Here is a 23,397-nt window from a genome sequence, read left to right as displayed (position 1 = left end):
AGGGGACTGAAGACATGTGCGACAGCACCGCCTGCGACCACGCCTCCCCGGAGGCAGTACGGACCATCCCGGTGTGGATGCCCGCCCCCAACGGCCCGCTGCGGGGCGTGCAGATCCGCGAGCGGGGCCTGTTCGGCCCGCACTGGGACGGCACCCGGGTGGCGTTCGTCCCCGGCGTCTCCGGCGCCAAGGAGGACTTCGTGCCGCTGATGGAGGAACTGGTCGCCACCGGCCGCCACCGCCTCTTCGCCCTGGACCAGTGCGGCCAGAACGAGACCCCCGGCGTCGACGACCCCGCCGCCTACACGCTGCCCTCCCTCGCCGACGACCTCGCCGTCGCCATCACCGCCGTGTGCGCGCGCAAGCCCGTCCACCTCGTCGGCCAGGGCGCCGGCGCCCTCGTCGCCGCCAGCGCCGTCGCCCTGAGCGTCGGGCGCCGCGTCGCCCACCCCTCCCGCTACGTCAGCCTCACCCTCCTCTCGCCCGTCTGGGAGGGCGTCGCCAAGGCCGCCGGCCTGGGCTGCTGCGACCGCGAGGGACTGGCCGCCGCCCAGCACCGCGGCGGCGTGCTCGACCCCGCGCGCCGCCAGGTCGTCCAGCAGCGCCTCGCCCGCAGCCACCCCGTCAGCCTGCGCCAGCTCGCCACCGCCACCGCCCACGCGGACCTCGCCGCGCAGGTACGGGCCGCGGGCGTGCCCGTGCTGGTGGTACGCGGCGAGGAGGACCGCCTGGTCGACGACGCCGCCGGGGAGGAGCTGGCCCGCGCACTGGACGCCGAGTACCGGGTCGTACCGGAGGCCGGCCACCTGACGTACCACGACAACCCCGCGCAACTGGGCCGTATGCTGCTCGACTTCTGGGACGGCCTGGGCGAGAACACCGCCCGCAGCGCCGCATGGCTGGCGCACTGACCCGCCCCGCCCGCACCCGTCCGCCCCCACCGGCACCGCCCATCGGGTGAAACCCCCGAACCCGCACATAGCGGGAGCGGGCGGGCGCTGGAATGAACGTAATGATGGGCAGTCGCCCCACCCGGCGGCCGCCGTCTGATTTGGAGTCCATGGTGTTCAACCTGAGCCCGTTCACCCTGGTCGCCCTCGCCCTGATCGCACTGTTCGTCTACGGGCCCGACAAGCTGCCCAAGGCGGTCGGCGAGGCCGCCCGCACGCTGCGCCGGCTGCGCACGATGCTCAGCGGCGCGACCGAGAGCGTCCGCGAGGAGCTGGGCCCGGAGTACAAGGACCTCAGCCTGCGCGACCTCAACCCGCGCGCCTTCATCCACAAGCACCTGCTTGAGGAGGAGAAGCCCTGGGTACGCCCCGAGCCGCCCTTCGAGAAGGGCAGCAAGCCGCAGGGCTGGCCGGCCAACGTGCCCTACCCCTCGGCCGCCTCGATGGGGATGCCGGCCGGGACCGACGCGCTCACCGCGCCCATCCCGCGTATGCCGACGCCGCCGATGCCGCAGACGAACTGGCGCTCGCCCGAGCAGGTGAAGGCCGAGCAGGCGGCGGCCGCGGCTGCTGCTGCCGATACGGCTGCCGCTGACTCGGCCTCCGCTGACTCCGCTTCCGCCGACCAGGGCGACGTCATCCCCGGGCAGGGCGCCCTGTTCGACCAGGTGCCCCCGCAGGCCGGCGAGCAGACGCCCGACCCCGCCGCTGGCGCCGACCCTGCCGCCGCCGAGCCCGTCAGCCTGAGCAAGTCCGGCGCCGAGCACGGCGCCCCGGGGCGCGACTTCTAGGGCCCGCCCCGGCGCCGCGTCCCCCCGTACACCCGCCGGGCGGCCCCCAACCGCTCATCCTCCAGGAGCGATCCCGTGGACACCCAACTCAGAGAACCGCAGTCCCCGGCCCCTTCGGACGGCGGGCAGCCACCCGGTGCGCAAACCTCCGACGGCCGCAGGAAGATGCTGCTGCGCGAGCACCTGCGCGAACTGCGCAACCGGATCGGCAAGGCGATGCTCGGCATCTTCCTCGCCACCATCGTCGGCTGGATCATCCACCCCTGGCTGATCACCCACCTCACCGGCCCCAGCTGCCACATCGAGGGCGTGCAGACGATCGCCAAGGCGACCAAGGAGTGCCCCAACGGCCTGATGGTGATGCAGGGCGTGATGACCCCGCTGATCTTCACCTTCAAGGTCTCCATGGCCGCCGGCCTGGTCATCTCCAGCCCCGTCTGGTCCTACCAGCTGTGGGCCTTCGCCGCCCCCGGACTGCACCGCCACGAGAAGCGCTACACCGTCGGCTTCGTCCTGGCCGCCGTACCGCTCTTCCTCGCCGGGGCCGGACTGGCCTACTGGGTCTTCCCGCAGGCGCTGGAGATCCTGCTCGGCTTCACGCCGGACTCCTTCAGCAACTCCATCCAGGGCGACCAGTTCCTGGACTTCCTGCTGCGGATGATCCTGGTCTTCGGCGTCTCCTTCGTCGTCCCGGTCTTCCTCGTCGCGCTCAACTTCGCCGGCGTCCTCAGCTCCGCCACCCTCAAGGCGCGCTGGCGGGCCATCATCATGACGATCTTCGTCTTCTCCGCGCTGGCCACCCCGACCGGCGACCCGCTGACGATGGTGGTGCTGGCGTTCCCCCTGAGCGTGCTGTTCGGGCTCGCGCTGGGCGTCATCGTCTGGCGCGAGCGCGTCCGCCGGCGCCGGGGCGACGGCGACAGCGCCCTGTCACCGGACGAGGCGGCCCCACTGGAGAAGGCACCCGCGGCGGCCGAGGCCACCGCGCCGCTGGAGGCCGTACAGCGCACGGGGGAGCAGCCGTGACCACCGCCCACTTCCTGCCCCGCCCCACCAGCGCCCCCACGCGCCGGGCGCTCCTCGCCCGCTGCGCCGGCCTCACCGCCGTCCTCGCCCGCGGCGGCGCCGTCCTCGCCGGACACGCTGTCGCGGGCGCCGTACGAGGGGACTTCACCGACCGGCGCGAACGCTGGCTCGTCGACCTCACCACCCGGCTGGGACCCGCGTTCGTGAAGGCCGCGCAACTCCTGGCGACACGTGTGGACGTACTCCCGCCGCGGCTGTGCACGGCGCTGGGCCGCCTGCACGACCGGGTACGGCCCGAGCCCGCCCCCGTCGACCCGCGCCCCTTCGAGGCCCTCGGCATCCACCTGCACCGCGACGCCGACGGCCTCGCCCGCCCCGTCGCCGCCGGCTCCATCGCCTGCGTCCACCGAGCCACCGGCCCCGACGGCGAGCAGCTGGCGGTGAAGATCCAACGCCCCCGCGTCGCCGAACGCCTGACGGTCGACCTGGAGCTGATGCGCCGCGCCACCCGCCTGGCCGCCCGCCTCCCGCACCTGCGCGACCTCCCCGCCACCGACATCGTCGACCAGCTCACCTGGGCCATCCACGGCCAGCTCGACACCGCCCGCGAGGCGGCCAACCTGCGCGAGATCCGCACCAACCTCGCCGAGGAGCCGGCCGTACACGTCCCGCGCGTCCACCCCGAACTGGGCGGCGACCGAGCCCTGGTGATGGAGTACGTCGAGGACCTGCGCCGCCTGGCGCCCGAGGAACTCACCCCCGCCCAGCGCACCCGGGCGGTGCGCGCCACCCTGCACGCCGTCTACCGGATGCTCTTCCTCGACGGCCTCGTCCACTGCGACCTGCACCCGGGCAACCTGTACTTCCGCCCCGGCGGCGACGTCGTCCTGGTCGACGTCGGCTTCACGGTGCGCCTGGACGACCGCACGCGCCGCGCCTTCGCCCGCTTCTTCTTCCAGATGTCGCAGGGCGACGGCGAACGCTGCGCCCGCACCGTCCTGTCCACCGCCACCCCCGGCCCCCTCGCCGACACCGACGGCTTCCTGCGCGACCTGGCCGCGCTGGTGCACGCCAACAGCAAGGCGAGGGCCGCCGACTTCGACCTGGTCTCCTTCGCCGCCGCCCTCTTCGACATCCAGCGCCGCCACGGCCTGTACGCGGCCCCCGAGTTCGTCTTCCCCCTGCTGTCCCTGCTGGTCCTGGAGGGCACGGTGCGCGCCTTCGCCCCCGACGTCGACTTCCAGGCGGAAGCGGGCCCGTACCTGATGCGCGCCCTCTTCGGCGCGACGTACACCCCGGCTCCGGAGCCGGAGCCGGCGCCGGAGCCGGTGGAGGCGCGGCCGGCGGGCTGAGGGGGAACCCGGGCGCGGCGCCCAGCCGGAAACGCAGCCCACCGACCAGAACGGATGACGATGCTCCAGGAACGCAGGGACCGCCGCAACGCCAACCGCGCCTTCGAGCAGGGCGCGGGGGTAAGTCGCTACCGACTGCAGCAGAAGATGATCGCCGTCGGCGACGACTACTGGATCGACGACGAGGCCGGCGAGCACCGCTACAAGGTCGACGGCAAGGTGCTGCGGGCTCGGCGCACGTACCACCTGGAGGAGCCGGACGGCCAGCGCGTCGCCACCGTGCGGAGCTGCCCGCTGCGGCTCAGGGACTCGATGGCGATCGAGGACGCGGACGGCAACCGCACGGCCCTCGTCAAGAAGGCCCTCATCGACCTCCTGCGCGACCGCTGGCGGATCACCCTGGCGGACGGCACCGACCTGCGGGTGCACGGCAGGATCCTCGACCACGAGTACGCGATCGAACGCGACGGCTACAAACTGGCCCAGGTCTCGAAGAAGTGGTTCCGCCTACGCGACACCTACGGCCTGGACATCGGCCCGGACACGGACCCGGTCCTCATGCTGGCCGCGGTGGTGGCACTCGACGCGATGACGCACCCGGGGACGTGAGTATGTGCTTTCGATCAAGCCCTGCTGAGCTGTTGCCCTCCCCGTCCGCTACGCGGACTCCGCGAGGGACTGCTGGATTGGGCCGCTGAACAGCCACTTCGGTGAAGTCTGCTCGACCGGCACATGCCTTTGACGGGGGGACCGTGCCGCCAGGGCAGAGTCAGCAGCCGGGGCCGACCGGCGGAGACGAGGTCAGGGCAAGCGCGGCAGTCCGCAGCTCGGCCGTCCACGTCCGCTGGTCAAGCCCCAACGTGTACTCCATGCAGCACCCGCATTGCGGGATCAGCGATACGAACGATCGCTCCTCAACGGTTTCGGTCTCCGTCTCCCACCAGTCGTCCATCGTCAGGTCGGCGGCAGCGATTTCCCCGTGGATCAGCCTTGCCGCCAGCCGACGTAGCGCGTGGCGCCGTGCCAACCCCCGATCAGGCAACTCGACTCCGGCCTCGGAGAGTGCTTGCTCGAACGCGTCGCGGATATCGCGGGCATCCGCGTTGCGAGGCAAACCGGCGAGTTCGCACAACGTCGGGGTGTCCAGCCCGGCTGCGAGTGCCTCGGCGGCAACCATCGGCAGGTCCTCCGGGGGGATCTCATCCGCCTGATAGCGGCACGCCGCCTCACCCAGCGACGCGAGACCACTTCGTGTTGAGGGTTCCGGTTCCGGTGCCGTTCCTGCTGCTCGCATGACTCGTACGATGCCAGCATCAATCCCCGGGAGGGTTGCCGGGGTGCCGTGGCTGGGGGTGGTGCTTCCTCAGGCAGCAGGCTTTGGCCGGGGTGCGCCGTGGGGAACGTGGCGATCTCATCCGCATCGGTGGATTCCGCAGGCGGGGTCGTCCGGCTGGGGTCGTGCGAATCATTGGCTCAGCTCGGCGGAGCGCTGTCAGTCGGTTCGGGGACGTAGCCGCAAAACTGCGGTGCGCATTCGGACTCGTGGTCTCGACCCCAAAGGTAGGTGTCTCGCTCGATGGAGCGGACGCGGTGGACGAGTCGCAACTGGTCCTTCCGGGGCAAAGTCGAGGGCAACGCTGCGAAGATCTCCGGGAGTACGGCGACCATGCCGCTGACCTGCTCTCCGTTGCACATCTGCAGCAGCGTGGCGCACTGCCACCAGTCGATTCTGCCGTCGTGACTGTTCGGCGTGCCGGGCCAGTAGTAGTGCGCCGGGTCCGGAAGCAGGTAGTGGACGCCGTCGGTGGCCAGGTGGGCCCGGAGCCATGCTGTGTTTCCACCCAGGCCGAGCCGGAGCCGTCGGGCCTCGTCGTGCAGGGTGCAGATCTCCTCGATGTCGAGGGCCTTGAGAACGTTCGCTTCCGGAGGCAGGGGCTGGCGCCCTGCGGGGGTCTTGACGGGCCAGCGCCTGAGCAGAAGGCTGCCCCGTTGCTGCGGCGTCATCGGAGACGGGTCCTTGCGGGGCGCCGGCAGGGGCGGGGGTTGCGTCCAGGTTCGCCCTGCCTGCTCGATGTGCCGCAGCATCCATGCTCGCGCCTCCGGGCCGGCGGTGTTCCAGACCCAGCTCATCGGTCGTTCGTTGATTGCTTGATCGAAGCTCCTGGGGGGCTTGCCCCGACGGGAGGGCTTCCTGGGACGTGGCCGTGCGACGCCTGGAAGATTGTGGCCCAGGTCGGCCAGGAACCTGATGCGGTCCAGAGTCTCGTCAGGGGAGCTGTCCTGCCCTACGCGCTGCGCGTCTCCGGTCAGATGGCGGATCTCGGTGAACGCCCTGGCTGCCAGAAGCGCGGCTATGTCCCGATCGAGCTCGGCCTCCTGGCTCTTCATGCCGAACTGCCTTCCTGAGAGCGGTTCGTGCGGGCCTGGGTACGCGACAAGGCGATGCGACGGTGTGCAAGATCAACTTCGATGATCTTCACGGTGAGGGTGTCGCCAACCCCGATGTCGTTCTCCGACGATTCATCCAGCTCGTTGGTGTGCACCAGCCCCTCGAAGCCGTCCTCCCGGTCTTCGATACGGACGAAGACGCCGAACGGCACGATCCTGGTGACCGGTCCGGTGACCACCTGCCCGACCTGCCGGGCCACCTGCGGCCACGGGTCTTCCTGTACCGCCCGGAGTGACAGCGGTACCCGCTCCCTGGTCATGTCGACGTCGAGGACTTCGGCTGTGATCTCCTGGCCGACGCTGACGACGTCGGACGGGTGGTTGAAGGGACGCCAGGACAGCTCCGGGATGTTGATCATCGCGGTGAAGCCGCCGATGTCCACGAAGGTGACGCCGAAGCCGGCGATGGTCGTCACCGTGCCGGTGACGACCTGGCCGCGGTGCAGGGTCTTCAGGAACGCCCAGTTCCGGTCGCTGGGTGTCGGCTCGGTCTGCCAGCGAGCGCGCAGGACACCGTCGCTGTCCGGCAGTACAGCGGTGAACAGGGGGAGATCCTCACCGGCGTACATGGAGATGACGCCGACAGCACGCGCGCCGGCGAGCTGGGAGATCACTGCCTCGAACTCGGTCTCGTCCACGACCGTGCTGGTGATCCGCCCGTCCTCGTCCTCCCGGAGGATTTCCACCAGGCCCTCGTCGGGCATAGAGGCCACGGCCGTGTCGATGTCGGTGAGCAGGTCCGGCCAGACCGCCAACCGGGAGCGTGGGGCGAGGCGGGAGCGCACGGTCTCGATGGTGTCGTAGGTCAGGCGGTGCCATTGCGAAGCGTTCCCGGCGAAGACCTCCTCCAGGAACACGGCGCTGTGGTTGGCGACCGTCCAGCGCAGGCGTTCCCAGAAGTCGGCATCGGCCGGACGCTGCACGTACGCAGGGTCATCGGGGGCGAAGTCGTACGGCGATGAGTCCAGGCGTTCGGGGAACAGCCCGAGCGAGCGGGTGTGGGCCAGCGCTCCTTCGCAGGGCCGACTGCTGCCCAGGTAGAGGTACTGGTCCCAGCCGACGTGCACCGCGAATACTCCCTCCACCTCCAGACGGCACCAGGCCCCGTTGTCGCGGAGCATCGCCCGGGCGAGTTCCAGGCCGACACCGATCGACACCAGTGCACCGTCGTGGAACCCGGAGAGGCCGGCGGGGAACAGGTCGGCCAGACCGTAGCCGTCGACCGGTGGCTCCAGGCCGAAGTGGACGAAGCCTCCGATCTGCGGCTCGCGGATGGCCAGTTGATTGATACTGGTTTCCTCGGCGAAGGCGGCAACGGCCTGCAGATAGGCGGCTTCGACCGGCCCGTGGTCGCTGGTCGAAGGCTCGGCGCCGGTGTAGTGGCCGTGCTCATCGCAGTCGGCGGGGTCGTACTTGGTGACCTTGTAGACGTAGGGCAGCACGTCACTGCCCCCAGAGGTCGAAGGCACAGGTGCTGTACTGACCATCCGTCTCACCCTCCCGCCTGCCTCCGGACGCTCGGAGTGCTGCCGGTGGCACAGTCTGGCAGAGGGCGCCGGCAGCTTGCCGAGGGAGTCCCTGCGCTGTGATCAGAGCGCCAGCAGGCCCAGCACCTCCGGCAGTTCCGAGATCAGCCCCGTGGCGCCGGCCGCCGTGAGCTTCGCGGGGGTGGTGAGGGCCGTGAAGCCGTAGACGTCCATGGTGGCCGCTCGGGCGGCCAGGACGCCGTTGGGGCTGTCCTCGATGACGAGGCAGCGTTCGGGAGCGACGCCCATGGTTGTGGCCGCGTGGCGGAAGAGGTCGGGGGCCGGCTTTCCGACGCCGACGTCCTGGGCGCTGAAGACACGGTCCTCGGGCAGGTACGCGCGCAGGCCGGCCAGGTCGAGGGCGACGCGGATCCATTCGTGGCTGGACGAGGACGCCAGGCAGTAGAGGGTGCCCTGCTGCCGAAGGGCCTTCAGCAGCTCCTCCGCGCCCGCCGATGCCGTGAGCTCGCTGCGGAAGGCGGCGAAGACCCGTTCGTGGCAGCGGGCCTCGAAGTCCGCCGGCAGGCTGCCCCGGTAGCGCTTCATGACGACGTCGTGCACGTTGCGCCCGGCGTTGCCGAGGAAGTCGCGGTACGACTCCTCGCGGGTCGTCGGATAGCCGAGTTCGGTCAGGTATTCGGACAGCACGCGGTGGGCGATCGGCTCGCTGTCCACGAGCACGCCGTCGTTGTCGAATATCACCAAGTCGTATCGCATGGTGGGAGGTTATGGGGCCCGGTGGACCGACCCTCACCCCTCCGCCTCGAACGCCTCCACCAGCGCCTTCACCGCCCCCCTCGCCCCGCCCCGTGCGTACGCCTCCCGCTGCAGCGCCGCCCCCGTCGCCGGTGGCGGCTTCAGGTCCGCCGCCTCCCGTACGTGCTCCAGCAGCGCCCGTACCCGCTCGGACGCCGGCAGCAGCCGTCCGCTCAGCGGGTCGATCGCCCCGCCGTCGAGGCCGTCGCGCGCCGCCTGCCAGTACGCGGCGCGCAGCAGTTCCGCCGAGACCGGGGGGCCGGGGTCGCCGTCGCGGACGCGGGCCAGGGACACCGTCACCAGGGCCCGTACCAGGCGGGCGAACCACGCGCTGGCGGCGGCCGTGGGCGGCACGTCCGCCACCCGCACCTCCAGCGTGGGGACGCGCACCGAGGGGCGTACGTCCCAGAAGATCGTGCCGGGGTCGACCAGCACCCGCGCCTCGGTCAGCTGCGCCACGATGCGCTCGTAGTCGGCGTAGCAGGTGAAGTACGGCGGCGGCCCGGCGACCGGCCACTTGGCCCAGGCCAGCACGCGCCGGCTGGCGTAGCCGGTGTCGCGGCCCTGCCAGAAGGGCGAGTTGGCGGTCAGCGCGATCAACGTCGGCAGCCAGGGCCGCAGATGGTTGCCGACCAGCACCGCCTCCTCGCGGTCGGGCAGGTGGACGTGCACGTGGACGGCGCAGATGCACTGCTCGTCGTGGAGCGTGCGGTACGTGGCGGTGCCGACGGCGTAGCGGGGGTGCTCGTTGAGGGCCGGGGGCACGGTGTCGCCGAGGATCGCGGTGCCGGAGGCGATCACCGCGAGCCCCTCGGCCCGTGCGGCGGCGGCGACCTGGGCGCGCAGCGCCGCCAGTTCGGGGGCGGCGTCGGTGCAGGGGGCGGTCTTCGCCTCGATCTGGAAGCGGGTGATCTCCGTGGTGATCTGCGGGGAGGCGCAGCGGGCGACGAGCTCCGCCGCGCGCGGCACGGCATGTCCGGTTTGTGGGTTTACGACCAGATATTCTTCTTCCACTCCCATTAATGGTTCTTGCATCTCAGATACCTCTGCCCGTCGTCGTGTCCGCAGTCAGGTCCGCGGCCGTACGTGCCGCCGCGCCGCTTCCCGCCGATCACGCTAACGACACCGCCACCGGACCCGGGCGGAAAAGGAGTTTTTCCGTGAACCTCACTATCCCCGCCCCCACCGCCGAACTCCCCACCGCCCAAGCCCGCACCCGCGTCGAGGAGTTCAGGACCTCCCTCGCCGCCCGGCGCAGCATCCGCGACTTCTCCGACCGCCCCGTCCACCCCGACCTCATCCGCACCGCCCTGGCCTGCGCGGCGACCGCCCCCAGCGGGGCGAACATGCAGCCCTGGCACTTCGTCGTCGTCACCGACCCCGAACGCAAGCGCGCCCTGCGCACCGCGGCCGAGGCGGAGGAGCGCGAGTTCTACGAGCGCCGCGCCTCCGAAGAGTGGCTGGCGGCGCTCTCCCCGCTGGGCACGGACTGGCGCAAGCCCTTCCTCCAGACCGCGCCGGCGGTCATCGTGGTCTTCGAGGTGCACCGCCCCAAGCCGTACTACGCCAAGGAGTCGGTCGGCATCGCGGTCGGCTTCCTGCTCGCCGCGCTGCAGCGGGCCGGCCTGGCGACCCTCACGCACACGCCCAGCCCGATGCGCTTCCTCAACACGATCCTGGACCGCCCCGCGCAGGAGCGCCCCCACCTGGTGATCCCGGTGGGCTATCCGGCGCCCGGCGCCCGTGTTCCGGACCTGGAACGCAAGGGGCTGGACGAGGTCACCACCTGGCTCTGAGCGCTCCGATTCGTCCTGTTATGGCGCCTGTTGCGCGTCATACGATACGGAGAGCTGACCGACTGCTACCGTCCGGAACGATCGGATCGGACCAGGAGGTTGGCGTGGGCAAGCGCAGGCAGCCGGCAGGGTGGCGGACACGCGTGGGCCGGTGGCTCGCGGTAGGCGCGGCGGCGGCGCCGCTGCTCGCGGGGGCCGCGGCAGTGCCGGCGGCGGCAGCGGGGCAGAGCGCGACAGGACCGGGCGCGACAGGGCCGGGCGCGACGCCGGCCGCCGTCGCACCGGCCACCGCCAAGTGCACCGCCGGCACCGGCCCGTACCAGCGCGAGATGGAGCGCTACCTCAAACGCCCCGCCGACGGCCACCAGTCGGCGGCCGACTGCGAGGCCATCCGCGCCTTCCAGGTACGCAACAAGGTCGCCCCCGCCACCGGATACGCCAGCCTGGCCACGTACCGCATGATGCTCGTGGAGGTCGCCCGCAAGAACCCCAACGCGGCCGGCAACTGCCCCGTACGCAGCTACCGCGTCGCCTGCGTCGACCTGACCCGCCAGATCATGTGGGTGCAGCGCGGCTCGGCGGTCGTCTTCAGCCCCGTCCCGGTGCGCACCGGCAAGGACGACTTCGAAACCCGCCTGGGCTGGCACACGGTCTACTGGCGCAACCGCGACCACTACTCGTCGATCTACGACAACGCCCCCATGCCGTACGCCCAGTTCTTCAACGGCGGCCAGGCCTTCCACGGCGTCTACGGCGACCTCTTCAAGGGCGGCTCCCACGGCTGCGTCAACCTCCGCTACGAGGACGCCGCACGCCTGTGGAACGTCCTGCGCGAGGGCGACCCCGTCTACGTCTGGGGCGTCAAGCCGGGCACGAACCGCAGCATCCCGCGAAACCACTCCGGGAAGTAGCACCAAGCCACCCGGGCCGCGCGAGGCGAACGCCCGCGCGGCCCGGTGCCGTAGCCGCTCAGTGGACCGAGAAGCCCCCGTCCACGAACACCGACTGCCCCGTGACGTAGCCCGAGGCCCGCGAGGCGAGGAAGACCGCCGCGCCCGCGAAGTCCTCCGCCAGGCCGTTGCGGCCTACCATCGTGCGCGCGGCCAGCGCCTCGACCTTCGCCGGATCGGCGGACAGGGCCGCGTTGAGCGGCGTCATCACGAAGCCCGGGACCAGGGTGTTGGCGGTGACACCGCGGGGCGACCACGCCTCCGCCTGCGAGCGGGCCAGCGACTCCAGGGCGCCCTTGGAGACGCCGTAGGCGCCGCTGCGGACGAACGCCCGGTGCGCCTGCTGCGACGTGACGTGGATGAGCCGCCCGAAGCCCCGCTCGGCCATCCCTGGCCCGAAGCGCTGCCCGAGCAGGAAGGGCGCGTCCAGGTTCACGGCCATGGTGGTGTCCCAGACGTCCTCGTCCAACTCCGCCATGGGGGGCCGGATGTTGACCCCGGCGCAGTTGACGAGGATGTCGGGCTCCCCGAAGGCCGCCGCGGCCTCCTCGGCCGCCGCGCGCACCCCCTCGCGCGTACGAAGATCGCCGCTGACCCACGCGGCCCGGCAGCCCAGGGCTGCCAGCTCCCCGGCCGTCTCCGCCAGCCGCTCGGGCCCGCGCGCCACCACCACGACGGAGGCGCCGGCCTGCGCCAGCGCGCCGGCGATCCCCCGCCCGATGCCCGAACTGCCGCCGGTGACAACGGCGTTGAGCCCGTCGAGGGAGAAGAGCCCGGAGAGGTAGTCCTTGGAGATCATGCCGCAACCCTAGAGGCCGGGGACCTGCCGGCCGCCCGCGCCCCGGTGGGAACGCAGACGACCCGTGGGCCTGGTCCCGTCCGCTCGAGTTCGGACGGGAGCCGGCCGGACGTACCGGCGGCCCACGGGTCGGGTGACTGCGTTGGTTTTCGGCAGAGGACCTGCCGAGGCGCACAGAGTGCGACAGCAGGCGTCAGCCCGCAGTCACCTCACGAATCCGAAAAGAAACCATGTTCTCGGATCACCTCCTTTCAGCGTGTGCCCATACCGTACGGGTGCGCCACCGGCGCCTCAAGTGATTTATCCACGCGCCGGAAACCGCTCACCGGTACACCCGCACATACTCCGCCCCGAACGTGATCGGCTCCTGCGAGGCGGGCGCCGCGTGGTGCGTGCCGTCGGAGACCGACAGGCTCAGGACCGGGTAGGCCGTCCAGTCCTTGCCGACGCCGGTGTCGTCGGCGAGGACGCGGTGGCCGTTGACGTACCACTCCACCGACTCCGCGCCGTAGTACGTGCCCACCGTCACCCAGCCTCCCGGCTTGATCGCGGCGCGGTCGGTGTGCTGCTTCATCGCCCGGTTGACGTGGTTGGTCAGCTCCAGCGCGTGCGGGTGGGCGGGGTGGAACTCGAAGCTGTCGACCTCGTTGCCCCCCTCCTTCCACGTCCACAGCGCCGGCCACGCGCCCATCTCGCGCGGCAGCCGCACCCGCGCCTCCAGGTAGTCGCCGGTGCGCACCTTGAAGTCCGACGGGGTGTACTCCGTCGTGAGCAGCCCGGTCTCCCAGGCGGTGCGCCCGTTCTCCAGTACGTACGAGGTGGGCCGGGCGGTGAACGTCGCCACCCCGCCGGCGACCGTCACCGCGCCGGGCCGCAGCAGGTCCAGTTTGAACCAGTGCGGATTGCGGTCCTGGAAGGCGTACGCGCTGGTCCGGTCGCCCGTCCACGTCTCCCCCCAGGCGATCGGCCCGTCGAACTCGTCGCCCCACACCACCGACTTCCCCTTTGTCGGGTCCTTCTCCTCATCCATCAGGTACGTCAGCAGTCCGACGACGCACAGCGCCGCCACCGCCACCCACCACCAGCGCAGCAGCACGTCCCCCCGGCGGGCGGTGGGCTTGGCGGGGGAGCGGGGCGGGGCGGTCTGGATGCTCACGGCAGGGTCCCTCGTCTGCGCTGTCCGGCGCGGCACGCCGGGCAGCGGTCGGCGGCGACCCATCACGCCGTGATGGGTCCAAACCCCCACCCTGCGCCACGAGATGCGCCCGATGCGGGAAACACGCCCTCAGTGCCCGTAGACATGCCGAAGCAGCGAGCGCTGGTTCTCCTCGTTGTGCGCGGAGAACAACTCCACCAGCGGTCGACCCTCCTCCGCCCCGCCCCGCAGCAACTCGACTGCTGCGGCGGCGAGTTGGGCCGGTGTCTCGACCAGTCCGGGGACGCCCAGCGACTGCAGCGCCGGGATGCGCCGCGCCACCGCCGGCAGTCCGAGCGCCGCCGCCTCCAGCAGGGTCATGGGCGCGCCCTCCCAGCTGGCGGTGTGGGCGTAGACGCGGGCCTGGGACAGGGTGCGGTGGACCTCGCGCCGGTCCAGCCAGCCGGTGACGCGTACTCCGGCGCGCTCCAGGCGTTCGCGGTAGGCGTCCTCGCCGCCGCCGAGCCAGACCCAGTTGCTGGCGGGCAGCAGCTGGCGCCCGGCGCGGGCGGCCTCGGCGAAGAAGTCGGGGTCCTTCTGCGCGCACAGGCGGCCCACCGCCGCCACCGTCAGCTCCGGCAGGTCGCCGGGTCCGCGCCGGGGAGCGGGCGCGGGGGCGTCCTGGCGGGGGACCAGGTTGGGTACGTGGACGGCCCGCTGGCGCCGGCGCAGCAGCCGCGCGAGTTCCGCCTCGCGCGGGCTGACGGCCGCGACCGTGCCCGTACGCCAGGCCAGGGCGCGTTCGGCGGCCCAGACGGCGGCCATCGCGGGGCGCGGGAGGTCGGCGCGCTCCATGGCGTAGCAGTGGGGGGTGTAGACGATGCGGTGCGCGGGGATCGGCGCGGCCAGGCGCACGTACCCCCCGGCGAGGGAGGAGTGGGCGTGGACGACGTCGGGGCGCAGCTGGCGGAAGAGCCGCGCGACGCAGCCGACGCGGGCCAGGTGGCCGGGCGGCATGCGCCACACGCCGGCGAAGGCGGCCTCGGCGTCGGCGGTGATGCGCAGGCCCTCGCGTTCGGCCATGAGCAGCAGGTGCTGGGCCTCGGGCAGGGCCCGTACGTAGTCGAGGATCACCGCCTGGACTCCGCCGCCCCAGGCTTCCGCGACGTGCAGGATGCTGCGCGGACGGCCGCGCGGCGCTCTCGGACCGACGTACGCCACTGTGAACCCCGACCTTTCGAACCGTACTGAATGGACTGGACAGGACCGGACTGAATGGACTGGACAGGACCGGACTGACTGGACTGGACCGGACCGGGCTGCGCCGGACCGGGCAAGGCAGGACAGAAGAAGCGCGCGGCGCAGCCGACAGCGCGGCGCCGCGCAAGGGGGGTGAGGTGGTGCGTGTCCGGCCGTCCCCTCGGGAAGGCCGGCCGGACACGCGGCAGGGGCGGACAGTCGTGGACGGGTGTCAACGCCCTGGCCGGGAAAGGCGGTTCGCTACGGCCGTACGGTCGCGCGCCCCACGCCCATCACCGTGAAGCCGCGCTCCGCCAGCGTCCGGGCGTCGAGCAGTCCGCGCCCGTCCAGGAGCAGCGGCCGGCGCATGGCGTCGCCCGCGGCGGCCCAGTCGACCTCCGTCAGCTGCGGCCACTCGGTGGCGATGATCGCCGCGTCGGCGCCGGCGACGGCCTCGACGGGGGTGGGCAGCCGGCGGGCCGAGCTCCAGGGCTGGGCCTCGGGGTCGGGGCGGCCCATCGGGTCCCAGCAGTGCACCTCGGCGCCCTCGGCGAGGAGGCGGGCGGCGATGACGGTGGCGGGGGCCTCGCGCATGTCGTCGGTGTGCGCCTTGAAGGTCATGCCCAGGACGGCGATGCGCCGGCCCTTCAGGCTGCCGCCCAGTTCGGCCTTCAGGCGCTGGACGGCGCGGCGCGGCTGGAGTTCGTTGACGGCGATGACCGAGCCCAGCAGCTGGAAGGGGTAGCCGGAGTTGCTGGCCAGGGCGCGCAGGGCGCGGGAGTCCTTGGGGAAGCAGGAGCCGCCGTAGCCCAGGCCGGCGGCGAGGAAGTGCGGGCCCAGGCGGTGGTCCATGCCGACCGCGCGGGCGACCTGGCGGATGTCGGCGCCGGTGGCCTCGCAGACGGTGGCGATCTCGTTGATGAAGGAGATCTTCGTGGCGAGCAGCGCGTTGGAGGCGAGCTTGACCATCTCCGCGGAGTGCACGTCCATCGTCTCCACGGGGCCGTCGACGCCGTGGTGCAGCTCGCCCAGCAGGCGCGCGGTGGCGGGGTCGTCGGTGCCGATGACGACGCGGTCGGGGCGCATGAAGTCGCGCACCGCGGTGCCCTCGGCGGTGAACTCCGGGTTGGAGGCGTAGGCGACGTGGCCCAGGCCCGCCTCGTCCAGGGCGGCGCGCACCCGGGTGCCCGTGCCGACGGGGACGGTGCTCTTGACCACGACGGCCTTCAGGTGCGCGGCGTCGCGCAGGGTGTCGACCACGTCCCAGACGCGCGAGAGGTCCGCGTCGCCGGAGGGGGTGGGCGGGGTGTCGACGCACACGTAGGCGACCTCGGCCTCGTGGATGGCCTCGGCGCTGTCGAGGGTGAAGGTGAGGCGCTCCTTGTTCTGGGCGATGAGGTCGCCCAGGCCGGGCTCGTAGATGGGGACGTCGCCGGATCGGAGAATGCGGACTTTCTCGGGATCGATGTCGCGGACCACGACCCGGTGACCCAGCTCTGCGAAGCAGGCGCCCGTCACCAAGCCGATGTATCCCCCGCCGAAGATGGCGATCCCACGCTTCGTCAACTCAGTCATTGCGTCATTCCGTTCGAACGCGCGGTAACCCGACCGGAATTCACTCTGCGTCGGGCGCCCTACGAAGATTGTCGCGGACGTGTTCGGACATTAGCACTCCGGCGAAAAGCTGGGCATATGAGTGCGGTGTCGCTTTCCCTGTGTCGCCCGTGAGCCGTACGCGCGTTGCTCTACCTGCCTGTTGAAGGAGGTCAGGGCGAAGGACACGCGTGGCGGCGATGTTTGTGGAAAGGTCCGGAGCATGCTTACTGTCGTGGATCGATCGTCCCCGCCTAGAGATTGAGGACGTAATTCAGGATGAAGACGTTTTTCACCAGGTCCCTGGGCGCTGCGGCCCTCGCCGCCGTCCTCGCGGCGGCCGGTACGGGAACTGCCGGAGCGGTTGTCAATTCCCCTGCGGATACGGCCGCGAGCCCCGTGGTTAATCCGATTCCGATCGGTGCCGACGACCCTGTCAGCGATGTGCTGGGCAAGGTCCTCCAGGCCACCGGTATGCCGGGGGTCGTGCCGAATCTGGGTGCCTCCAGCCTCGGCCTGCCGGTCCCCTCCACGCTGCTGCCCTGGCACGGCTACTGCTTCAAGGGTGTGGGGATGGCGAAGAAGTTCTGCCTGCCGGTGAACGGCATGTACTGATCCGCGCCGGCCGCGCGCGCCGCCCGGCGTGCTCACCCCTGCGGCCCGCGTGGTTTCGGCCCGGTGCGGCGGTCTTGAGGACCGCGGCACCGGGCCGAAGCTTTCGTACGCGACCGGCTTTCGTACGCGACCGCGCGGGGGTGTGCGCGGCCCCGCGTTCAGCCCTGGCGCAGCCGCTCGGCGAACCAGGCGATCGTCCAGCGCAGCCCCTCCGCGACGGGGGTGCGCGGCTCCCAGTCCAGCTTGGACTGGGCCAGGGAGATGTCCGGGCGGCGGCGCTTGGGGTCGTCCTGCGGCAGCGGCAGGTGCGTGATGGGGGATGAGGACCCGGTCAACTCCCGGATCCACTCGGCCAGTTCCAGCATCGACAGCTCGTGCGGGTTGCCGAGGTTGACCGGCCCGGGGACGTCGGTGTGCAGCATCCGCAGCACGCCGTCGACCAGGTCGTCGACGTAGCACAGCGAACGGGTCTGCGAGCCGTCGCCGGTGACGGTCATCGGCTCGCCGGCCAGGGCCTGGGTGATGAGGTTGGGCACCACGCGCCCGTCGCCGGCGCGCATCCGCGGGCCGAAGGTGTTGAAGATCCGCACGATGCCGGTGTCGGCGCCCAGGGTGCGGTGGTAGGCCATCGTGGTCGCCTCGGCGAAGCGCTTGGCCTCGTCGTAGCAGCCGCGCGGGCCCACCGGGTTGACGTTGCCCCAGTAGTCCTCGGTCTGCGGGTGGACCAGCGGGTCGCCGTACGCCTCGGAGGTGGAGGCCAGGACGAAGCGGGCGCCGTGGGTGACCGCCAGCTCCAGCGAGTGGCGGGTGCCCTCCGAGCCCACGCGCAGCGTGGGGATCGGGTGGCGCAGGTAGTCGGCGGGGGAGGCGGGTGAGGCGAAGTGCAGCACCGCGTCCACCTTCGCGGTGAGCGAGAAGCCGTGGACGATGTCGCCCTGGATCAGCTTGAAGCCCTTGCGCCCCGTCAGGTGGGCGACGTTCTCCGGGCTGCCGGTGAGGAAGTTGTCGAGGCAGATCACCTCGTCGAAGCCGGTGTCGAGCAGGCGTTCGCACAGGTGCGAGCCGATGAAGCCCGCACCGCCGGTCACTACGGCACGCATCCGCAGCCGTCCTTCCGACCCGGCCGGACGCCACGGGTCGATTCCCGGGTCCGGCGAGTCACTCATGAGAAAGTGCAATTCGGGCAAAAGTGATCTCTTGCCACAACGGGTACAAAATAACCACGGAGGATAACGAACATGTGGAAGCAGGCCGCGCGCGTCGCCAAGCGGCAGATCGACATCATCGGTTCGCTGGTGCTGCTGCTCCTCGCCGCCCCGCTCCTCGCAGTCCTCGCCCTGGCCGTCGCGACCACGTCGCCCGGCGGCGTCCTCTACCGCCAACAGCGGGCCGGACGCCGCGGCAGGCCCTTCGAGATGCTGAAGTTCCGCACCATGTACGCGGGCGCGGACGCCGCCCGCGCCGCCCTGGCCGCCAGCAACGAGTCCGACGGCCACCTCTTCAAGCTCCGCAACGACCCCCGCGTCACCCGCGTCGGCCGCGTCCTGCGCCGCCTCTCCCTGGACGAACTCCCGCAGCTCGTCAACGTCCTGAAAGGGGAGATGTCCCTCGTCGGCCCCCGCCCCCTGCCCATGGAGGACTCCGGCTACCAGGGCCGCGCCCGCCACCGCCTCGCCGTACGCCCCGGCATCACCGGCCTGTGGCAGGTCAGCGGCCGCTCCGACCTCTCCTGGGAGGACATGGTCTGCCTCGACCTCGACTACGTGCACAACTGGACACTGCGCCGCGACGTCGTGATCCTCGCCCGCACGCTCCCCGCGGTCGCCAAGGCCCGCGGCGCGCACTGACACAGCGCGACGAGACGACCCGGGCCCGGTGGGCCCGGCCGGCGACACGGGGCCGGAGGCGCGGTACGACACCGCCCCTCCGGCCCCGCGCCACGTCCCCCCGTCCGCGATGCGTGTTTCGTACCCTCAACCCCCGGGCAGAATGCGGCGGTCTGTCATGCTCGGCGCCACGCCCCGCACGCCCCCGTACGCCCCGGCCGGACAACGACGTCAGCCCGGGCCCGGCCATGCTGATCGAAGAGCCAGCCGACCGAAGAGCCAGCCGACCCCATCCCCCACAGGGAGGCCCGCCCGTGTCAGCCCCCACACGTCCCCACGCCAAGCCCTCGACCGGCTTGCTGGACACCCTCAACACCCGCCACCACAAAGTGGCGTTGACCGCCTTCGGGCTGCTCGTCGTGGCCCACTGGGCCGAGCACCTCGCCCAGGCCGTCCAGATCTACATCTACCACTGGCCGCTGCCCGAGGCCCGCGGCGTCCTGGGCATCCCCTTCCCCTGGCTGGTGAAGTCCGAGTGGATGCACTACGGCTACGCCCTGCTGATGCTCGCCGGCTTCCTCCTGCTGCGCCCCGGCTTCACCGGCCGCGCCCGCACCTGGTGGGACGTGGCCCTGGGCATCCAGATCTGGCACCACCTCGAACACCTGCTCCTGCTCGTCCAGGCCCAGAGCGGCACCTTCCTGCTGGACCGCACCGTCCCCACCAGCATCGTCCAACTCGCCTTCCCCCGCGTGGAGTTGCACCTCTTCTACAACGCCCTGGTCACCATCCCCATGCTGGTGGCGATGGCCCTGCACCGCCGCCCCCACCCCGAAGGCGCCCCCGCCCCGCGCTGCGACTGCGCCGCCCCCCGCGCCCTGGCGACCCAGCCCGCGTGAGCGAGCGCCCGCCCCGCCGCCCCGCCCCGTCGCGCCTGACCACCTGCGCCCTGCTGGCCGCCGCCGCACTGCTGCTGTACGTGGCGCTGCCCAACATCGGCGCGGCGATCCGCGCCGCCCGGGCCGACGGGGTCCGGGGCACCTTCACCGCCGCGCAACTGGAGTGCGTACGCCACCCCGGCCACGAGAGCTGCGAGTGGTCGGGGACCTTCCGCCCCGCCCCGCGCGGCCAGGCCCGTACCGCCACCTTCCACGGCGGCGGCGACATGAAACCCGGCCAGAGTCGCCCCGCGGTCGACATCGGCCTGCCCGGCCGGGTGTACGACCCGCAGGGCTCGGCCGAGTGGATCCTCACCGCCGCCCTGCTCCTGGCCGGCTACGCGATCCTCGCCCACCTCGCCCGCGTCCACCTGATGCCCCCCTCGAAGCCGAAACCGCACACGTCCCTCGGTCGGGTGGAAGGAGACCCTCCACCGCTGCGCCACCCCGCCGCCTCCGCAACCGCCCGCTAGCTTCCGCCCCATGAACCCCCACGCACAGCCCCTCCCGGACCGCCGCCGCTTCCTCGCCGGCGCCGCCGCCCTCGCAGCCGGCGCCGCCTGGTGGGCCGCCCCCCGCGAGGCCCGGGCCGCCGCGCCGGCCCACACCCCCGGCCCCCTCCTGCCCGCCCCCGGCACGGAGATCCGCTGCGCCAGCACGGCCCGCGACGTCGTCCTGCGCACCCTGACCGGCACCGGCACCGCGGACATCGACTGCGAGATCCGCCTGCACGTCGCCGCCGACCCCCGCGACCGCACCGGCCGCACCCGCCGCCTGCACGTACGCGGCCACCACATGCACGGCCGCAGCGCCGCCTTCGGCGACATCGAGATCGCCGAGGACCTGGAGCACCGCTTCACCCCCGCCAGCACCCTGCGCCTGGCCGCCCGCAGCCCCCGCCGCTACGAACTGCGCCTGGTCTGCCCCCGCCTGACGGTCCGCGTGGAACGCCTGCACGTGGCCCCCCTGCGCGGCCGCGCCGAACTCCCCCCGAAGCTCGCCTCGGCCCTGACCGCGGGCCGCCCGATCACCCTGACCACGGTGGAGCCCCTGATCCTGGAGAACACCAACCTCCCCACCTGGCACCTCCACCACCACGAACTCTTCTCCCCCAACCCGGTCCGCCTGGCCCTCCCCACACTCCCCACCCTCCCGATCGCCACGCTCGAACCCTTCACGATCGAGGCGTCGAACAGCCACTGACCCACGGGGCCCGAAGGCCACGCCATCGCTGATCCGCCGCCCACCCCGCAGCTCGGGGTGGGCGGCGCCGGTTGATCAGAACAAGGGAGCGACTGGTTAGGGGTTCACGCGGTTTCGGTCAGTGTGAAGGGCCCGCGCTTACGCCGTGCGGAGGGCGGCGAAGGGTGGGTTACGTCAGTCCCTGCGCGCGTCAGAGCACGGGGCGGTCGGTGTTGCCATGCGAAACGGGCGGTGCGCAGTCCGGGTGCGGACCGGACAGCGCGGCCTCGGCGTCCTTGCAGCTGTCGGCGACGGATCGGTGTCGGGCCAGGGAACGGTAGAGGTGCTGCGCGAAGACTTGCGCCTGGGGGTCGTTGAGCGTGCCAGGCCAGCCGATCACCGCGCCGACGGACCGGGACATCTCGGCGGCAAGCCCCAAGGAGTCGCAGATGTTGAGGATGACGAGTCGCGGCGGGAAGCGGACGCGGGCGATCTCGCGGCACAAGTCCTCGTAGCCGATGCACAGATCGTTCCCGTCCTGGCTCAGATGAACGCCGCTGAAGGAGCTGTGCGCCGCGATGTGAAGGATCGCAGGGGTGTGCTCGTCCACCACTGGGCAGAGTTCGGCGAGTCCGACCATCGCCAGTTCCCGGACATGGACGAGACCGCCGACAAGGACTTGGCGAATACATGCGGCCTCAGCGCCGAACTCGTTACGCCCGGGACGTGGGTGACCGGAGAGAAACAGCACGCGGAGTGCCACGCCCGTGGGAGTTAGAGCGTCCTGGCCGATGGGGCGCGTTATGAAACTGGCCGAGGAGTAGGCGTGTTGGGATATCAGGCTGGAGATCGATCCCGAGACGCGCTGGTCCTGTGAAATGCCCGTTTCTGGGGCGGGTGTGATGGCGTGGCCTTGCCTGCCGCTGATGCTGGAGGGCGGAGGGGACGGCGTGTGTGGCTCATGTGGCTTGCTTGTGGTTTCCCGCATGCGATGTCGGATTTCCGACTCGGGCACTCCGAGTGCTCGGACGACGGCGGTCCAGCTCGCGCCCTCCAGCCGATATCGGATTGCCGCTCTGATCGCGGCGTCCAGGGCGTCCTGAGCAGCCCGGTAGCCGGGCGCGGAGCGAACACAGGTGCCGAGATTTGCGAGGTGGGCCATGTCTTCCACCGACAGTGGGTGAGTAGCTGGGTCGGCGGGTAGGGGGTCATCCGGCATCGGAAGTAGCGGTCTCTTCCGGATTGTCCTGGGAGGGCGCGGTGAGGGCGTCGGCAAGAGCGTGCAAGACGCCGGCATGACCCGGGCGGTGACGTGCGAGTTCCTGAAGGCGCTTTGCCCCTGCCCCGCGCTGGATTTCGGAGCCCTCAGTGACGGCCTGTTTAATGAGTTCGTTCGTATCGTGTGTGGCGTTCTGGTCTTCGTCGGCAGGCGCGAACAGCTGGTGTACGGCTATCAGGTAGGGCGCGACGAACGGCAGGCGGCTGAGGACGGGAACGGCGAGTAGGAGGGGGATGATGCCTTCTGGATGACCCTGCTTGATGAAGGCCATGGCTGTATCGACTGCCGTGGTGGGATCGGTTATCGCGTCGTAGATATCAGGGATCGCAAGGCGGTCGGCGAGTTCGAGGATGCCCAGATGCTGTCGCGATGAAGGGTCGTCGGAGTTCGCGATGAGCAGGTTCCGGACGAGGGGATCGTTCAGGAGTGCTGAGTTACTGCGCAGAAACTCCAAGTCCTCGGGCCATGTGGGGGTGGCAAGCCACTTGGTGAGCAGATCGGAGGCGGTGTGCCAGGCGCGGCGTTCGTCCAAAACCTGGGGCAGCCCGCGTGCTTCGGCCTCCTGTAGAAGCTCCGCGAGGTTGTTGAGGCCCATAGCTTCGGGATACAAGGCTCGGACGATGTCGAGGATGGCCAGTCCCTCCGGTGTCGTGAGGACGGCGTGTGTTTGTCTCAGGAAGTCCTCCCGTTCAGACCAGTCCTGAGCCGACAGCCAGCGGTTGAAGCGCTCGATGCACTCGTCCAGAAGCTTGACGACAGCCCAGTCGGGGAGTTTGGCCGTTGCTTGATCCATCAGTGCCCTGGGGATGGAACTCTGGCGCATCGTCTCGACAAGGTCTCGGACGCTGCGGCGGGCACGTCCGGCCCACATGGGATCTGCCGCCTCGTCGGCATACCGGGCCGCGGAGACGAGATTCGTGATTGCTTCGGCGTGTTCGTCCTGCGTGAAGAGCCAGTGCGCGCGGGAAACGAGGAGTTCGGCACGGGGGCCCGGAGGGAAGCTGGCGAGCAACTGGTTGGTGATCAGGTGACTGCTGTGCCGGTCCCCGGCGTTGCTCTGCTGGTTGGAGAGGTTGTTGAGTGAGCCGGCGAGGTTGGGGAGGAAGGCGGCGGGGTTGGCCTCGGCCAGGGCGCGGTAGTGGGTGACGGCCTCGGTGATGGAGTCCAGTGCGGCCTGCCGGTCCCCGGCGTCGCTC

At 71.3% G+C, this 23,397-nt stretch carries 24 protein-coding genes; 12 read left to right on the top strand and 12 right to left on the bottom strand.

The annotated features are described in order from the left end of the window. Positions 1-14 precede the first annotated feature (14 nt). The 5 genes from ACFQLX_RS23340 to ACFQLX_RS23320 all read left to right on the top strand — a co-directional run bounded on the left by ACFQLX_RS23340 (position 15) and on the right by ACFQLX_RS23320 (position 4,728). Positions 15-911 carry an alpha/beta fold hydrolase gene (locus ACFQLX_RS23340; RefSeq protein ID WP_386418182.1) on the top strand — a complete coding sequence of 299 codons (897 nt, stop codon included), beginning with the start codon at positions 15-17 and terminating at the stop codon, positions 909-911. 149 nt (positions 912-1,060) lie between these two features. Next, positions 1,061-1,741, top strand: a complete 681-nt coding sequence (locus ACFQLX_RS23335) for a sec-independent translocase (RefSeq protein ID WP_386418180.1) — start codon at positions 1,061-1,063, stop codon at positions 1,739-1,741. Between the two features lie 75 nt (positions 1,742-1,816). Beyond that, complete coding sequence (gene tatC / locus ACFQLX_RS23330) at positions 1,817-2,767, top strand: twin-arginine translocase subunit TatC (RefSeq protein ID WP_386418179.1); 951 nt, start codon at positions 1,817-1,819, stop codon at positions 2,765-2,767. After that, positions 2,764-4,119, top strand: coding sequence for an ABC1 kinase family protein (locus ACFQLX_RS23325; protein ID WP_386418177.1), 1,356 nt, complete (start codon positions 2,764-2,766; stop codon positions 4,117-4,119). The genes tatC and ACFQLX_RS23325 overlap by 4 nt, the downstream gene beginning before the upstream one ends. Before the next feature lie 54 nt (positions 4,120-4,173). Continuing rightward, positions 4,174-4,728: an LURP-one-related/scramblase family protein gene (locus ACFQLX_RS23320; RefSeq protein WP_386418176.1), complete on the top strand. Its 555-nt coding sequence runs from the start codon at positions 4,174-4,176 to the stop codon at positions 4,726-4,728. Between the two features lie 160 nt (positions 4,729-4,888). Here the strand turns inward: ACFQLX_RS23320 and ACFQLX_RS23315 are convergent, their stop codons facing one another. The 5 genes from ACFQLX_RS23315 to ACFQLX_RS23295 all read right to left on the bottom strand — a co-directional run bounded on the left by ACFQLX_RS23315 (position 4,889) and on the right by ACFQLX_RS23295 (position 9,884). Further along, the gene (locus ACFQLX_RS23315) at positions 4,889-5,413 is read right to left on the bottom strand and encodes a hypothetical protein (RefSeq protein WP_386418174.1); all 525 of its coding nucleotides are present in this window, start codon (positions 5,411-5,413) and stop codon (positions 4,889-4,891) included. 179 nt (positions 5,414-5,592) lie between these two features. Further along, entirely contained in the window at positions 5,593-6,507 is a 915-nt protein-coding gene (locus ACFQLX_RS23310; RefSeq protein WP_386418172.1) for a hypothetical protein, read from the bottom strand. Beyond that, complete coding sequence (locus ACFQLX_RS23305) at positions 6,504-8,009, bottom strand: S1 RNA-binding domain-containing protein (protein WP_386418170.1); 1,506 nt, start codon at positions 8,007-8,009, stop codon at positions 6,504-6,506. Before ACFQLX_RS23305 ends, ACFQLX_RS23310 begins: the two co-directional genes overlap by 4 nt. Positions 8,010-8,156: 147 nt before the next feature. Then, positions 8,157-8,810, bottom strand: a complete 654-nt coding sequence (locus tag ACFQLX_RS23300; RefSeq protein WP_386418168.1) for an HAD family hydrolase — start codon at positions 8,808-8,810, stop codon at positions 8,157-8,159. A gap of 33 nt (positions 8,811-8,843) precedes the next feature. Continuing rightward, entirely contained in the window at positions 8,844-9,884 is a 1,041-nt protein-coding gene (locus tag ACFQLX_RS23295; protein ID WP_386418166.1) for a carboxylate-amine ligase, read from the bottom strand. Between the two features lie 125 nt (positions 9,885-10,009). Here ACFQLX_RS23295 and ACFQLX_RS23290 point away from each other — a divergent pair, with 125 nt between their 5' ends. Further along, entirely contained in the window at positions 10,010-10,645 is a 636-nt protein-coding gene (locus ACFQLX_RS23290; RefSeq protein ID WP_386418164.1) for a nitroreductase family protein, read from the top strand. A 203-nt stretch (positions 10,646-10,848) separates the two neighbouring features. Then, positions 10,849-11,556 carry a L,D-transpeptidase family protein gene (locus ACFQLX_RS23285; RefSeq protein ID WP_386418193.1) on the top strand — a complete coding sequence of 236 codons (708 nt, stop codon included), beginning with the start codon at positions 10,849-10,851 and terminating at the stop codon, positions 11,554-11,556. A 58-nt stretch (positions 11,557-11,614) separates the two neighbouring features. Here the strand turns inward: ACFQLX_RS23285 and ACFQLX_RS23280 are convergent, their stop codons facing one another. The 4 genes from ACFQLX_RS23280 to ACFQLX_RS23265 form a co-directional block, all read right to left on the bottom strand. Next, entirely contained in the window at positions 11,615-12,394 is a 780-nt protein-coding gene (locus ACFQLX_RS23280; protein WP_386418162.1) for an SDR family NAD(P)-dependent oxidoreductase, read from the bottom strand. A gap of 322 nt (positions 12,395-12,716) precedes the next feature. Continuing rightward, the gene (locus ACFQLX_RS23275; protein ID WP_386418160.1) at positions 12,717-13,550 is read right to left on the bottom strand and encodes a glycoside hydrolase family 16 protein; all 834 of its coding nucleotides are present in this window, start codon (positions 13,548-13,550) and stop codon (positions 12,717-12,719) included. A 129-nt stretch (positions 13,551-13,679) separates the two neighbouring features. Then, positions 13,680-14,750 carry a glycosyltransferase gene (locus tag ACFQLX_RS23270; protein ID WP_386418158.1) on the bottom strand — a complete coding sequence of 357 codons (1,071 nt, stop codon included), beginning with the start codon at positions 14,748-14,750 and terminating at the stop codon, positions 13,680-13,682. Between the two features lie 279 nt (positions 14,751-15,029). Then, complete coding sequence (locus ACFQLX_RS23265) at positions 15,030-16,343, bottom strand: UDP-glucose dehydrogenase family protein (RefSeq protein ID WP_386418156.1); 1,314 nt, start codon at positions 16,341-16,343, stop codon at positions 15,030-15,032. Between the two features lie 297 nt (positions 16,344-16,640). On the opposite strand from ACFQLX_RS23265, the gene ACFQLX_RS23260 reads away from it, so the two are divergent. Further along, positions 16,641-16,976: a hypothetical protein gene (locus ACFQLX_RS23260; protein WP_386418155.1), complete on the top strand. Its 336-nt coding sequence runs from the start codon at positions 16,641-16,643 to the stop codon at positions 16,974-16,976. A gap of 158 nt (positions 16,977-17,134) precedes the next feature. Here ACFQLX_RS23260 and ACFQLX_RS23255 read toward each other — a convergent pair whose 3' ends face one another. Then, a complete protein-coding gene (locus tag ACFQLX_RS23255) occupies positions 17,135-18,076 on the bottom strand; it encodes a UDP-glucuronic acid decarboxylase family protein (protein ID WP_386418153.1) in 942 nt (313 codons plus the stop codon). Positions 18,077-18,214: 138 nt separating this feature from the next. Here ACFQLX_RS23255 and ACFQLX_RS23250 point away from each other — a divergent pair, with 138 nt between their 5' ends. The 4 genes from ACFQLX_RS23250 (at position 18,215) to ACFQLX_RS23235 (ending at position 20,943) form a co-directional block, all read left to right on the top strand. Next, positions 18,215-18,823 carry a sugar transferase gene (locus ACFQLX_RS23250; RefSeq protein ID WP_465270551.1) on the top strand — a complete coding sequence of 203 codons (609 nt, stop codon included), beginning with the start codon at positions 18,215-18,217 and terminating at the stop codon, positions 18,821-18,823. Between the two features lie 293 nt (positions 18,824-19,116). Continuing rightward, the gene (locus ACFQLX_RS23245) at positions 19,117-19,701 is read left to right on the top strand and encodes a hypothetical protein (protein WP_386418152.1); all 585 of its coding nucleotides are present in this window, start codon (positions 19,117-19,119) and stop codon (positions 19,699-19,701) included. Further along, positions 19,698-20,213, top strand: a complete 516-nt coding sequence (locus tag ACFQLX_RS23240) for a hypothetical protein (RefSeq protein ID WP_386418150.1) — start codon at positions 19,698-19,700, stop codon at positions 20,211-20,213. Before ACFQLX_RS23245 ends, ACFQLX_RS23240 begins: the two co-directional genes overlap by 4 nt. Before the next feature lie 10 nt (positions 20,214-20,223). After that, complete coding sequence (locus tag ACFQLX_RS23235; protein ID WP_386418148.1) at positions 20,224-20,943, top strand: hypothetical protein; 720 nt, start codon at positions 20,224-20,226, stop codon at positions 20,941-20,943. Positions 20,944-21,133: 190 nt separating this feature from the next. On the opposite strand, the gene ACFQLX_RS23230 is transcribed toward ACFQLX_RS23235, so the two are convergent. Further along, the gene (locus ACFQLX_RS23230; protein WP_386418147.1) at positions 21,134-21,685 is read right to left on the bottom strand and encodes a CHAT domain-containing protein; all 552 of its coding nucleotides are present in this window, start codon (positions 21,683-21,685) and stop codon (positions 21,134-21,136) included. Between the two features lie 445 nt (positions 21,686-22,130). Next, positions 22,131-23,397, bottom strand: a 1,267-nt coding sequence (locus ACFQLX_RS23225) for a tetratricopeptide repeat protein (RefSeq protein ID WP_386418145.1), incomplete at its 5' end; no start/stop codon positions are given.

Origin of the sequence: Streptomyces polyrhachis, from assembly GCF_042663125.1 — a bacterium.
GTDB lineage: Bacteria > Actinomycetota > Actinomycetes > Streptomycetales > Streptomycetaceae > Streptomyces > Streptomyces polyrhachii.
This window is presented reverse-complemented; position numbering and strand designations above follow the sequence as displayed.

Excerpts from the sequence above, each read along its gene's own strand:
- ACFQLX_RS23340 (WP_386418182.1), top strand. The coding sequence starts at position 15 with ATGTGCGACAGCACCGCCTGCGACCACGCCTCCCCGGAGGCAGTACGG.
- ACFQLX_RS23335 (WP_386418180.1), top strand. The coding sequence starts at position 1,061 with ATGGTGTTCAACCTGAGCCCGTTCACCCTGGTCGCCCTCGCCCTGATC.
- ACFQLX_RS23320 (WP_386418176.1), top strand. The coding sequence starts at position 4,174 with ATGACGATGCTCCAGGAACGCAGGGACCGCCGCAACGCCAACCGCGCC.
- ACFQLX_RS23315 (WP_386418174.1), bottom strand. The coding sequence starts at position 5,413 with ATGCGAGCAGCAGGAACGGCACCGGAACCGGAACCCTCAACACGAAGT.
- ACFQLX_RS23310 (WP_386418172.1), bottom strand. The coding sequence starts at position 6,507 with ATGAAGAGCCAGGAGGCCGAGCTCGATCGGGACATAGCCGCGCTTCTG.
- ACFQLX_RS23300 (WP_386418168.1), bottom strand. The coding sequence starts at position 8,810 with ATGCGATACGACTTGGTGATATTCGACAACGACGGCGTGCTCGTGGAC.
- ACFQLX_RS23295 (WP_386418166.1), bottom strand. The coding sequence starts at position 9,884 with ATGCAAGAACCATTAATGGGAGTGGAAGAAGAATATCTGGTCGTAAAC.
- ACFQLX_RS23280 (WP_386418162.1), bottom strand. The coding sequence starts at position 12,394 with ATGATCTCCAAGGACTACCTCTCCGGGCTCTTCTCCCTCGACGGGCTC.
- ACFQLX_RS23265 (WP_386418156.1), bottom strand. The coding sequence starts at position 16,343 with ATGACTGAGTTGACGAAGCGTGGGATCGCCATCTTCGGCGGGGGATAC.
- ACFQLX_RS23260 (WP_386418155.1), top strand. The coding sequence starts at position 16,641 with ATGAAGACGTTTTTCACCAGGTCCCTGGGCGCTGCGGCCCTCGCCGCC.
- ACFQLX_RS23255 (WP_386418153.1), bottom strand. The coding sequence starts at position 18,076 with ATGCGTGCCGTAGTGACCGGCGGTGCGGGCTTCATCGGCTCGCACCTG.
- ACFQLX_RS23250 (WP_465270551.1), top strand. The coding sequence starts at position 18,215 with ATGTGGAAGCAGGCCGCGCGCGTCGCCAAGCGGCAGATCGACATCATC.
- ACFQLX_RS23235 (WP_386418148.1), top strand. The coding sequence starts at position 20,224 with ATGAACCCCCACGCACAGCCCCTCCCGGACCGCCGCCGCTTCCTCGCC.